Genomic DNA, 12,697 nt, shown 5'->3' with positions numbered 1-12,697 from the left:
CCATGCACCACGCTCTCCCGACAGCACAGATTATCACCACCCACCTGGACAGCGCCCCCCACAATCTCTTTATGCGTCGCATATTGCAGGAGCAGCTGGAACTGGCCGGACTCTCCCACGCCATCTGCATTTCGTCAGATGGAAAAACACTGACATGTTAATCTAATCCGGACCATGAAAATTCCCTGTTTTTTTATGCTTTCTTTTGTGATATACTAAATTCCGTATCTCATGATAAAGGAAGGCCCATTATGAAAAACGATGAAAAGAAAAAAAATTTCAGCTTTCATCTCCAGCAGCTGCTTGCCGGACAGAAACTGACGAAAAAACAAGTCTGTCTGGACCTGGGGATAAAACCGACGACACTGTCGGCCTGGCTTAAAGAAGAAAAATTCCCCCGCAAGGACCGGCTGAAGGATGTCGCTGCCTATTTCCATACCAGCATGGAAGATCTGACCAGACCGGCTGGTCCGGACACTTCCACGGCTACACAACCAGTTCATGTACCATATGAAACAAAACTGGTCGATACCATCCGCCTTCTTTTGGAAGTATCCCCGGAAGAACTCTTCAGCATCGCCGACTACGCTGCTTTCATCCATCAGCGCAATCGATAAAGGTACGTAAAAAAAGATGGCCTATGTCACTACGACATGCGGCCATCTTTTGCCATCTCTATTAATAGTTTTTTGTCAGAAATTCCCGGTTGACTTCATCGCGCTGTTCCGGTGTCATGGTAAGATAATTCTTGGCAATAGCACTGACCCAGGCCCCGTATACGGGATTAGGGAAGACGATGTATTTCGTTCCGAAGTCGGCCTTGTGCGCATCGACAATCTGATTGCGTTCTGTCAGACTCTTACCATTCGTCCCGATGGGAAGGTCCCCGGCATTATCCCCCATATACACGACGACATCATAATCAGCCGTTATAGTATTAAAACGCAGTTGTTTATTGCCGCTCTTTTCCATGAGCAGGATGTGTTTTTTATCTGCCTGGGGAAAACGCAGAGCCTTCAGATTGGCTTCTGTCGCTTCATAATTGACCGGCGCATAGCGGTTCGATACGTAGAATATGGCCAGCCCTTTCTTATCTACCTGCTGGAGAAAATCGACGGCTCCCGGCATTGCGCCCGATTTACCTTCATGAACGACATCGCGCCACCAGATACTCTTATACTGGCCATTCCCATCGGCCGCCGCCTTTGCCAGAGCCGGTGTATTATCCGTTACCGTTTCATCACAGTCCAGGACAATAGCCAACGGTTTGCCCTTCCGTGCCGGATCACTCAGTGCTTTATCCACTTCCATCATAGCCGCATTGTATCCCTGATAGCAAAGTGCCCGGTATTCTGCGGCAGACCGCATCCACAAAAGTGCCATCGTTTCTTCCTGCGCCAGTTGCTTTTGTGTGCGCCATGTATCAATGGCAGATGTCCCCGCCGACACCGGTGCCGATTGCCGGACCGGGACAGTACGCACCGGTACCGCTGCCGGACTACCGGCAGCCATCGCCGTGCTGCCTGCCAATACACAAACCGTTACTAAAGTTGCTAATTTTTTCTTTCCTTTCAGCATCAGACATGCCCCCTAATGATAATTATGGGCAAAAGAAAAAGCTTTCCAGCCAGGGCCAGAAAGCATACTACAACGAAGTAAAAACGGGCAGACTCCTGCCCTGTCACCGTCCCGGTCCACTTCGGATCCAGGCAGTTGTGAAAAATATAACAAATGACACTACGAAAAGTATAACTCACCTACGGTGATATTATCTTCTGCCCTGTGCGTATAGTACCACAGGATGTCCGGGAAGGCAAGACGGAAAGAGAATAAAATCAGTTTAAATACATACTGCCTGTCCCGGATAACAGGACAGGCAGTATGTATCTACATGGTTACTGTTCTATGGCACCGCCGATTTTGCGCAGATGGTCACGGAAGCTGTACGATGGGGTCACGCTGTGCTGGGCCAGGTATTCTTTAAAATGCAGCTGGTCCCTCAGGCTCCTTCCTTCTTTCAGAAGTTTTGCCTGCCGTTCTTCCGCCGCTTTGATGGATTCCCCCGCTTCGATGATGTCCGTCAGATTATCCGATGGCAAAAAGATGACGCCATCGCGGTCCCCTGCAACGATATCGCTTTTACCGACAATCCAGTCTCCTACGCGGGCCCAGGCCAGAGCATCGGCCGCAGGCCGGCGGTCCAGTCTGACGGGCCCGGTAGGGATATGCCCCTGGGAAAAGAACGGTAACCCCGTTTCATGAATCTGCCACGTATCCCGGTGCAGACCCCAGATGATAATTCCCGCCAGACCTGCAGCCTGTACTTCGCGGGCAACGAGGTCACCAACGCAGGCATGATCTGTACGACCGCCATTATCAATGACTAGTACATCGCCGGGCTGCGCTTCTTCCAACGCGGCAAAAAAGATGTCTACACTGCCTGCATGACGGACAGGACAGACCCGTCCGACACAATGCATATCCGGTTCCAGTGCCTGCAGGTTACTGGGCGCACAGCGCACAGGGATTCCCAGACGCATACAGGCATCGGCTAACAGAGGTGTACTCAATTGATACAATCGTTCGTTTTGTTCCATACAAACCGCTCCTTTCCGGATATATATCCTGTACCATACTTTATTTGGCACTCATCATCTTGGCAGTCGCTTCGGCTGCTATGGATCCATCTTCTTTGGTAATCCTGCCCATCGTTTCATAGAGTCGTCCCCGGTGATGGACTACGTTACCCTCGATTTTAATTTTCTCCCCAATCCGCACAGGATGGCGAAAACGGACTTCTATGCGGGCTGTATAAGCCGGTATCCCCGTCTTCTGGTAGATAAAATCCCCCATCACTTCGTCGAGAAGTGTACTAATGAGTCCGCCATGCATGCGGTCATCATAACTTTCATGCTGTTTTTGCGGGACAAACCAGGCATAACAGCCATCTTCTGTCAAATGCATGTCCAGATGCAGTCCATGCGGATTCTTTTTACCGCATACGAAGCACCATGTATTCCGGTCTTCCATCGGTTCAGTCGGTTCCATCACAATCACACCCTCATCTATATTTAGATTACTTTATCCTTCGGTTTATGTTACAATATAATAGTACTTCTCATGACGTGCCCTGTCAAACAGCAATATGACAGAGACGGCATGGGACAGCAGGAGGTATAGCAGCAGTGGAACACGAATCACCTATTCCTTTCAATTCCCCTTTTACAGGAGAACTTCACCCAATCACGGACGCACCGGATGAAGCCTTTGCTCAAAAGATGACCGGTGACGGCTTTTTTGTATACCCTGAAGAAAATACGGTCTATGCGCCCTGTGACAGTGAGGTAACCTTTGTCTTTGATACCCGTCACGCCATAGGACTGACAGCGGCAGATGGAACAGAATATCTGCTCCACATCGGAATTGATACAGTCCGGCTGCAGGGAAAAGGATTTACGGTCTTTGCCGAATCAGGACAGCACGTCAAAAAAGGGGACCGGTTGCTAACTTTCGATAAAAAACTCATCTGTGAAAAGGCAACATCCGATGCCTGCATCTGCCTCTTCCCGGAGCTGCCGGAACATTGGGAGGTTCGGCTCTGTGCCGGCCCCCGCATCGCAGCCGGTGAAGAAGCCGCCCGCATCATCCCACCGTCATCTCCATCTCCGCAGTCTCATATTTTCTACGCGCCTTGTACAGGTATGCTCCATCCTCTTTCGGAAGCACCGGATCCGTTCTATTCCCATAAATCTACAGGAGACGGTTTTTTTATCTATCCGTCTGAATCCATTCTGTATGCTCCCTGTGACGGATCCGTCTTTTTTATTTTTGAAGAAAAAAATGCCATCGGCATGCATACAACCGACGGATTGGAGTATATGCTGCAGGTCGGCATAGGGACGGATGTACTAAATGGAAAGGGATTTACCTTTTATGTCAAAGACGGTCAGACAGTCCGGAAGGGGGACCGGCTCCTTTCCTTTGATGATGCCTATATAAAAACTCATGCCCAGTCCAATGCCTGTTTCTGCATCTTCACAGATCTGCCTCCAGAAAACGTCATTCATTTGAAACATCAAGGTTTTATCCAGACCGGTCAGGAAGCTGTCTGGTTTTAGGAGAGTGAATATATGATACGAAAATGGGATGTCGCCCTCATCGTCAGTCTGCTCATCTTATCCTGTATCCCTGCCGCCTTATTCTGGGCCAGCGGTCAGGCTGCTTCTGCCAATGGCACACACGCCATCATCTATGTAGACGGCAAGGAATACAAAACGATTCCTTTATCGGAACACCATGGGACAGATACACTGACTATCCGCACATCATCCGGATACAATACCATCCTGATCCGCGATGAAGAAATTGCCATCATCGATGCCGATTGCCCTGACCAGGTATGCGTCCACGAAGGATTTTTGAAAAATCCCGGCCAGACCAGCGTCTGTCTGCCCCATAAAGTCATGGTTGAAGTCCAGGCCAATGATGCATCGGATCCCGATATTATCCGCGCCCGTTAGAGAGGTATCTTATGAACAAAACGTTCCACCTTATTATATTGAGCCTGTTTGTTGCCCAGTCCCTGGTACTGTACATCGTAGAAGGCATGCTTCCCGTCCCGTTCATCGCCCCCGGCGCCAAGCTGGGACTGGCCAATCTGATTACGGTCATTGCCTTATACGCCCTTCCCAGGAAACGGGATGTTGCACTGATTCTCCTGCTCCGCATCATTCTTTCCACCGCTTTTGGCGGCGGAATCAACGCTTTCTTCTACAGTGTATCCGGGGCCGCTCTCAGCCTGGGAAGTATGCTGGTTTTCCAGAAATGCGGCAAATTCAGCCTCATTGGTGTATCGGCCGCCGGTGGCATTTTTCACAACTTCGGCCAGGTCCTCGTGGCATGTTTCATCGTAGAAAACATGAAAATCATGCTGTACCTGCCCGTACTGGCAGTTGCCGGAATGGGAACAGGCATACTCATTGGCATCACCGCCATGGTGACATTGAAACATCTGCAAAAACTGCCTTTGTACAAGCGCATACAGCAAACATGCTGACGGCCCAAAAAGATCCTGCTCGCTGCAAACGACAAATGTAAAGGAGCGGCTTTCATACGAAACCATGGCTGTTTCATATGAAAGCCGCTCCTTCTGTACTATTATTTTGTTATCGTAACAGATTTCATGATGTCGTCAATAGCCGGGGCATTCTTAGAATCGGCATCACAGGCGACGAGGATGACCCAGGTAGCGTTGCCATGGGAAAATCCCAACAGCTGCGCCTTCATCCGTTTATCATCGGCGGTAAACGTATAGGTCTGTTTCACCGCATGTTCCCCGGAAACACTGGCAGCTTCCTGCATGGCAGATACATTTTCTGCATCAATGCTGCTTAAAATAGCCTGAGACGCCCGTTCAATATTTTCGCTGAGCGTATTTCCCAGATCCTGGCCATTCGTCAGATGCAGGTCACTGTACATCTGTCCCGAGTCAATGCTGACCGTAAAGATTCCGATGTGCAGTCCCTGATTAATTTCCCCATAAAAACGCTGTCCCTTCAGGTATCGTTGTGTCAATGGATCCAATGTGACCGGCAGGGGCAGTTCGTGGGCATTGCCGGGCAGTGCTATTGTAATCTGGGAATCGATACCGTCAATGCGCTTTTCCGTCAGGTTGACGGCATGACCACATCCGGCCAGAAACATTGCCATGATACAGGCTGTGCACAAAAACAACCACGATTTCTTCAGTTTTAAAATCATAAGTCACCTCTCATTAAATCAGGTAAAGGTAAGATATCCCAGGTGAACCAGAAAATAAAAAACGGGATAAAACAGGAATATATAAAACGCCGTCGTCGTAATAAAAGCGGACATAGCCAGATTGACATTGAGGTTGTATAAGCGTACGGCAAAGAGAGAAAAGATAGCCGTCGGCATCGACATGAGAATCATGAGCGTCCCAATCAGAACGGGATCGGTGAAACAGAATGTGCCCAGGACATAGCAGATAGCCGGCGTCACCAACAGCTTGATGGGTACGAGGTCAAAGGTCTTCTTATAGTACCGGGAGAGAGCCGCAAACTCTATCATGAACCCAATCGGTACCAGCCCGGACCAGGCCCCGATATGAATCAGCCCCTGAAAGGCATAATCCAGTATTTGTGGTCTGGAAATCCCGAGAGCATAAAGGGCAATACCCAGGGCCATGCCGACGACGGGCATCTGATTCCAGTTGATAAAGAGTTTACGCCAGCTCATAGAAACGAGATTGAGATGGCCGCCCGCTTCAGCACTGTACTTATAATAAGCTCCCAGAGGAAAAGCAATAAAAAAGGTGACGAAATTCTGAAATACGGCTGTCAACTGGGCATAAGCAAAGCCCCGTTCACCATACAGGATATAGCCACACAAACCGCCCAGTGTTCCCAGATTCGTCAGGAGCGCCGCCAGGATATAACTGCCCTGATCGGCCATGGATGTGAATTTGCGCTGCCGGTGAAAGAGAAAAATGACCCCTACAGGTATAAATGCATTAAGCACCATGAAAACAGGCAGCAGCATGAGATGCGGCTTAATCGGAAGGACCCAGAATGTCAGCGTCGTCAGCAATGTTGTAATGATAGTGATGTTGATGCGGATAAGGATATTGCATTGTTTTTCATCCAGCCACTGTTTCTGTCTGCACGCATAACCGGCTGCCATAGGCAGGATCACATCGATAAATAAAAAAATGATACGGATACCAACTTCCCCCAAAAGCTCTTTCCTTCTTTCTCTTCTATTTTTCCTTATCGCCTGGCTTTTTTAAAGGCTTCTGCCATAGAAAACGTAAGCGGTTCGGCCGAGGCCGTTACCTCGATGATGGAATCCATGACTTTGCGAAATTCCTCTTTCTTTTTGGACAACATATATAATTTGGCTGTATTGCGGGCATCCCACAATGCGTCATGCATCTGACCGTCAAAGGGTTCCCCCGTCGTCTCGATTGCCTTGTCCAGAGAAATGACATTATCCAGTCCCAGCAGATTGCAGTATATCTGCTGAAAATTCTGCCAGTGCCCCAGCATCCATGCCACACGGTCCGACTGGGTATTGATTTTTTTCAGCCGCATTTCATTATGGAGCTGCCGCCAGTCGTTTTCACTCCAGGCGTACATTTCATAATCATTTTCCCCGGTTTCATTGCACCAATCCAGAAACCGCCGGAATGCCGGTACAAACGTGTCGGCCTGACGAAGCATGTCCATGGTGATTCCCGTCAGTTCCTGACAAGTCTCATCCATCTCTGTCGCATATTTAGGCAGGACATATTCTTTAAAGCTACTGATTTCCTGCGCCTGTTCGTCGAGTTTGACCGCACCTATTTCGATGATTTCTCCCGGGCAGATTTTTCGTATCTGCCGACGCTCCTTGCTAATGGGATTCATTTCAAAATCCACGAATATTAATTTCATGATGGTCATCCTATCTCTCATTCACTCTTATTTTTAGGCTTATCATGTAATTATACCACAAGTCCGTTCCCTTTCACACGGTAATCCGTCAAGTAAAAACACTCTGTGAAGTAAGACAAGAACTCCTGCCATACAGTGCTGGCAGGAGTTCTTGTCTTGTGATGCTGAAAGAGGTTAGTGATGTATTAGTCTTCCCATTTCCACTGGGATACTTCCGGTAAATCAACGCCCTTGTCATGAATGTACTGTTTGTGTTCAACAAGCTTGTCATTCATTTTCTGGAATAGGTAAGCCCCCCGGTTCCCAAGATTCGGGAGTCGTTTCAGAGCGCTGCGGACGAGGTGGAAACGGTCAACATTATTTTGTACGCGCACGTCAAACGGTGTCGTTATAGTCCCTTCTTCACGATAACCGCAGACGTGCATGAGACGGTTATTATGACGATGATAGGTCAGCTCATGGACCAGTTTGGGATAACCATGGAAATTGAAAATGACCGGTTTGTCTTTGGTAAAGAGCATGTCGTATTCGACATCAGTCAGTCCATGGGGATGTTCTGTCTGAGGCAGGAGTTTGAACAGATCCACTACGTTAATGAATCGGATCTTCAATTCTGGCAGTTCTTTCCGCAGAATCGATACGGCAGCCAGAGCTTCCAGTGTCGGCGTTTCACCGGCGCAGGCAAATACGATATCCGGGTCCTGTCCCTGGTCATTGGAAGCCCAGTCCCAGATGCCAATACCCTGGGTGCAGTGTTTGACCGCTTCTTCCATAGAGAGCCACTGCGGACGGGGATGCTTGCTGGCAATGATGACATTGACAAAATTCTGGGTACGCAGGCACGTATCCATGGTTGCCAGGAGGCAGTTTGTATCGGGCGGAAGGAAAATGCGGACGACATCGGCATTTTTATTGGCCATATGATCCATGAAGCCCGGATCCTGATGGGTAAATCCATTATGGTCCTGTTGCCATACAGTCGAGCACATCATGAGGTTCAGGGAGGCAATGCTGTGTCTCCATGGGAGCTGATTGCAGACTTTCAGCCATTTTGCATGCTGGGCTGCCATCGAATCGACAATCCGCGAGAAGGCTTCATAGGTGTCAAAGAAGCCGTGACGGCCAGTCAGAAGATATCCTTCCAGCCAGCCTTCGCACATGTGTTCCGACAGCATGGAATCCATGACGCGTCCAGACGGCGATAAATGATCATCTTCTGCCGTTGCCTGTACATTCCAGTCTCTATTTTCTACATCAAAGACGGCCTGGAAGCGGTTAGAATTGTTTTCATCGGGAGAGAAAATCCGGAAATTCTTTGCATCGTCATTCAGTTTGAAAATGTCACGGATATACGGACCGAGGTTCTGCGTATCCTGGCTGTCTTTTTCCCCGTGATTACCAATGTCAAAGGCATAGTCACGGAAATCAGGCAGCCGCAGTTCTCGGTACAGGATACCACCATTAGCATGAGGATTCATACCGATGCGGCGGTCGCCTTCCGGTGCCAGTGCTCTCAATTCCGGGAGCAGTTTTCCCGTTTCATCAAATAATTCCTCTGCATGATAGCTATGCAGCCAATCGGAAAGGAGCTGCAGATGTTCCGGTTTATCCATGGCAATTGGCACCTGATGGGCCAGGAAATTTCCTTCAATGCGTTTGCCATCGACTACTTTCGGACCGGTCCATCCTTTGGGTGTGCGCAGGATGACCATCGGCCATACGGGGCGTGTGGCATCGTTCTGCTGCCGTGCATGGGCCTGGATTTCTTTGATTCTGGCAATGACCGTATCCATCGTATCTGCCATCAGCCGGTGCATCGTCATGGGATCGTCGCCTTCGACGAAGTACGGTTCCCAGCCGCAACCGTGGAAGAAATCGACCAGTTCCTGGTGGGACATACGCCCGAAGATAGTCGGGTTGGCAATTTTATATCCATTCAGATTGAGGATGGGCAGTACGACACCGTCTGTAATCGGATTGATGAATTTATTGCACTGCCAAGACGTTGCCAGCGGTCCCGTTTCGGCTTCGCCATCACCTACGACAGTAGCGGCAATCAGGTCGGGATTGTCAAAAATAGCCCCACAGGCGTGGGCAATAGAATAACCCAGTTCGCCGCCTTCATGGATGGAGCCCGGCGTTTCCGGAGCGCAGTGGCTGGGCACGCCACCGGGGAAGGAAAACTGTTTGAACAGCTTCTGCATCCCTGCTTCATCCTGAGAGATATTCGGATAAATTTCACTATACGATCCATCCAGATAATCATTGGCAATGAAGAAATTTCCGCCGTGACCCGGGCCGGATAATAAAATCAAATCCAGGTCATAGAGTTTAATCAGGCGGTTCATATGAACGAATACAAAATTCTGTGCCGGTACAGTTCCCCAGTGGCCGACGATTTTCTTTTTTATCATGTCCGGCGTAAGCGGCTTTTTCAGGAGCGGGTTATCCAATAAATACAGCTGGCAGGCTGACAGATAATTGGCAGCACGCCAAAACTTGTTCATTTTTTCCAGATAGGCATTACTTGCTGGTACTTCATTCGTTACCATTTCAGTCATGTTATCCTTCCTTTCTGAATCCTCAGGTACGTCATTTCTGATTACGGCTATATTGTAACATCCTATGTTCAACATTGCAAGAAATATCTCTTGTAATAATCATAAAAAAAAGATAATGCCCTTTGTAAAAAAAGAACGAAACTGTCGCATTACGTATTTACGCTTAATGCAACAGTCTCGTTCATGAGTTTAAAGGTATAACAATAGGAGCTGCCGCTCCGTTATGCATGCGACAGCTCCTATTGTCTTTCTTATAAATCTGACTATCAGACTTCTGCAGCCAGTCTCTTGTAGAATTTATACCGCTTCATAGCAGCAGCTTCGGCTTCCGTAAAGAGCTGATCGGCTACTTCCGGGAAAGTACGCGTCAGTGCAGCATACCGTGTTTCACCCATCAGGAATTCACGATATTTGCCGTTCGGTTCCTTGGAATCGAGGCTGAACGGATTCTTGCCTTCTGCTTCCAGAGCCGGATTGTACCGGTAGAGCGGCCAGTAACCGCATTCGACGGCTTTCTTTTCTTCCATCTGTGCCGTGCTCATGCCCTTGACAAGGCCGTGATTGATGCACGGGCTGTAAGCCAGGACGATAGATGGGCCATCATACGCTTCCGCTTCTTTGAGGGCTTTCATCATCTGAGCCGGGTTAGCGCCCATGGAGACAGAGGCGACATAGATGTGACCATAGCCAATCATAATACGGCCCAGGTCCTTCTTATTGGTCCGGCGGCCGGCAGCAGCGAACTGTGCCACAGCGCCTTTCGGTGTAGCCTTGGAGGACTGGCCACCGGTGTTGGCATATACTTCGTTATCGATGACGAGAACGTTGAAGTTTTCCGTCGTTGCCATGATATGGTCCAGACCACCATAACCGATATCATATGCCCAGCCATCGCCGCCGACGATCCAGACGGTCTTCTTGCCGATGTGTTCTTTGTGAGCCAGGAGATAAGCCACTTCTTCGCCCGCTTTACCTGTAAGCTGTGCTTTTTCCAGTTCGGCAATCAGATCTGCGCTGATCTGTTTCGTCGTTTCGCCTTCATTATGGCAGCCATAGGAGTCGAGCCATTTCTGGATAGCCGCTTTGAGCGAACCTTCATCGATGAGACCAGCCAGTGCTTCGAGATGGTTCTTTACATCTTCCCGCTGCTGATGGAGAGCCAGGTACATGCCGAAACCAAATTCGCCATTATCTTCGAACAGGGAGTTCGTCCATACCGTCCCTTTGCCGTTCTTATCTTTCGTCCAAGGGATGCACGGAAGTGCAGCAGCCCACGCCTGCATACAACCAGCCGGCGTAGCGATATAGAGGCGGTCGCCATACAGCTGGGTCAGCAGTTTGACATACGGTGTTTCGCCGCAGCCTGCGCAGGCGCCGGAGAATTCCAGATACGGCAGTTTGAACTGGCTGCCTTTGACACTGAATTCATCGAGGCCCGTATCTTTGATGCTGACCGTCTGGGCATAGTCCCAGTTTGCCGCTTCTTTGCGCTGGGAATCGAGCGGTGCAAAGGAGAGTGCCTGTACAGGACAGGTCTTAATGCAGGAACCGCAGCTGTAGCAATCGAGCGGAGATACCTGAACGCGGAATTCATATTTTTCAAGGCCTTTGCCGACGGCTTTCTTCGTCACGAAGCCTTCGGGAGCTGCTTTTACTTCACTTTCATCGAGGAGATACGGACGGATAGCGGCATGCGGGCAGACCATAGAGCACTGGTTGCACTGTACGCATTTCGTTACATCCCAGACCGGGACATTGGTTGCAATGCCACGTTTTTCATAAGCCGCGCTGCCTACGGGGTAATCGCCGTTTGCATAAGGCAGGAATTCGCTGACCGGCAGGTCGTCGCCTTTCTGCAGATTGGACGGAATACAGATTCTCTTGACAAAATCAGGCAGATCTTTTGTCATATCTTCGACGGCTTCGTCTTTCGCAGCAGCCCATGTTTCCGGAATCTTGATTTCAACAACACCGGATACGCCGCGTTCAACGGCTTCACAGTTCATATTGACAATCTTTTCGCCCTTGGCCGAATAGGTATTGACGATGGCTTCTTTCATATATTTGACGGCATCATCGATAGGAATAATATTGGCCAGTTTGAAGAAGGCAGCCTGCAGAACCGTATTGGTACGGTTGCCCAGACCTATTTCAGCGGCAATCTTCGTCGCATCGATGGTGTAGAATTTAATATGTTTATTGGCAATCTGACGTTTTACGCTGGCTTTCAGGTGGGTTTCCAGAGCGGCCTGATCCCAGCTGCAGTTGAGGAGGAAGATGCCGCCATCTTTAATTTCACCGACGATATCGTAATCTTTGATATACGCTTCTTTATGACATGCTACGAAGTCAGCCGATTTGACATAGTAGGTCGACCGGATTGGGCGGTTGCCGAAACGCAGATGGGATTTCGTAACGCCACCGGATTTCTTCGTATCATATTCGAAATAAGCCTGAACGTACTGGTCCGTATTATCACCGATAATCTTGATGGAGTTCTTGTTGGCACCAACCGTACCATCGGAACCGAAGCCCCAGAACTTGCAGCTGATGATTCCGTCCGTCTTGACATCCATCGGTACGAGAGGAATAGACAGATTCGTTACGTCATCATTGATACCTACGGTGAAATGCTGTTTCGGGCTGTCGCTCATGAGATGGACAAATACGGATTTGATGTGG

The 12,697-nt window shown here is 49.2% G+C and carries 12 protein-coding genes; 4 read left to right on the top strand and 8 right to left on the bottom strand.

Going from position 1 to position 12,697, the window contains the following annotated elements; translation table 11 throughout:
- The first annotated feature begins 251 nt into the window (after positions 1-251).
- On the top strand, positions 252-617 hold the full coding sequence (locus DBO31_RS06345) for a helix-turn-helix transcriptional regulator (RefSeq protein WP_059077050.1): 366 nt from the start codon (positions 252-254) through the stop codon (positions 615-617).
- Between the two features lie 61 nt (positions 618-678).
- Here DBO31_RS06345 and DBO31_RS06340 read toward each other — a convergent pair whose 3' ends face one another.
- From DBO31_RS06340 to DBO31_RS06330, 3 genes are all read right to left on the bottom strand, one after another.
- Positions 679-1,578 carry a 5'-nucleotidase, lipoprotein e(P4) family gene (locus DBO31_RS06340; RefSeq protein WP_150824723.1) on the bottom strand — a complete coding sequence of 300 codons (900 nt, stop codon included), beginning with the start codon at positions 1,576-1,578 and terminating at the stop codon, positions 679-681.
- A 317-nt stretch (positions 1,579-1,895) separates the two neighbouring features.
- Positions 1,896-2,597, bottom strand: a complete 702-nt coding sequence (locus DBO31_RS06335; protein WP_150824722.1) for an RraA family protein — start codon at positions 2,595-2,597, stop codon at positions 1,896-1,898.
- 40 nt (positions 2,598-2,637) lie between these two features.
- Complete coding sequence (locus tag DBO31_RS06330; protein ID WP_075581859.1) at positions 2,638-3,048, bottom strand: PaaI family thioesterase; 411 nt, start codon at positions 3,046-3,048, stop codon at positions 2,638-2,640.
- A 137-nt stretch (positions 3,049-3,185) separates the two neighbouring features.
- Here DBO31_RS06330 and DBO31_RS09455 point away from each other — a divergent pair, with 137 nt between their 5' ends.
- The 3 genes from DBO31_RS09455 to DBO31_RS06315 are packed head-to-tail and all read left to right on the top strand — an operon-like array spanning position 3,186 to position 5,056.
- Positions 3,186-4,118, top strand: coding sequence for a PTS glucose transporter subunit IIA (locus DBO31_RS09455; protein WP_150824721.1), 933 nt, complete (start codon positions 3,186-3,188; stop codon positions 4,116-4,118).
- A 12-nt stretch (positions 4,119-4,130) separates the two neighbouring features.
- A complete protein-coding gene (locus DBO31_RS06320; RefSeq protein ID WP_059077053.1) occupies positions 4,131-4,520 on the top strand; it encodes a NusG domain II-containing protein in 390 nt (129 codons plus the stop codon).
- 11 nt (positions 4,521-4,531) lie between these two features.
- On the top strand, positions 4,532-5,056 hold the full coding sequence (locus DBO31_RS06315; protein ID WP_113855333.1) for a Gx transporter family protein: 525 nt from the start codon (positions 4,532-4,534) through the stop codon (positions 5,054-5,056).
- Between the two features lie 101 nt (positions 5,057-5,157).
- On the opposite strand, the gene DBO31_RS06310 is transcribed toward DBO31_RS06315, so the two are convergent.
- The 5 genes from DBO31_RS06310 to nifJ form a co-directional block, all read right to left on the bottom strand.
- The gene (locus DBO31_RS06310; protein WP_150824720.1) at positions 5,158-5,760 is read right to left on the bottom strand and encodes a hypothetical protein; all 603 of its coding nucleotides are present in this window, start codon (positions 5,758-5,760) and stop codon (positions 5,158-5,160) included.
- Between the two features lie 18 nt (positions 5,761-5,778).
- Positions 5,779-6,756, bottom strand: coding sequence for an AEC family transporter (locus DBO31_RS06305; RefSeq protein WP_059077056.1), 978 nt, complete (start codon positions 6,754-6,756; stop codon positions 5,779-5,781).
- A gap of 32 nt (positions 6,757-6,788) precedes the next feature.
- Complete coding sequence (locus DBO31_RS06300; RefSeq protein ID WP_059077130.1) at positions 6,789-7,454, bottom strand: 3'-5' exonuclease; 666 nt, start codon at positions 7,452-7,454, stop codon at positions 6,789-6,791.
- 185 nt (positions 7,455-7,639) lie between these two features.
- On the bottom strand, positions 7,640-10,015 hold the full coding sequence (locus tag DBO31_RS06295) for a phosphoketolase (protein WP_113855331.1): 2,376 nt from the start codon (positions 10,013-10,015) through the stop codon (positions 7,640-7,642).
- A 266-nt stretch (positions 10,016-10,281) separates the two neighbouring features.
- Positions 10,282-12,697, bottom strand: a 2,416-nt coding sequence (gene nifJ / locus DBO31_RS06290) for a pyruvate:ferredoxin (flavodoxin) oxidoreductase (RefSeq protein ID WP_150824719.1), incomplete at its 5' end; no start/stop codon positions are given.

Origin of the sequence: Megasphaera sp. DJF_B143 (assembly GCF_900320625.1) — a bacterium.
GTDB lineage: Bacteria > Bacillota > Negativicutes > Veillonellales > Megasphaeraceae > Megasphaera > Megasphaera hexanoica.
The sequence above is the reverse complement of the archived record's forward strand: the minus strand, read 5'-3'. Positions and strand labels throughout refer to the sequence as shown.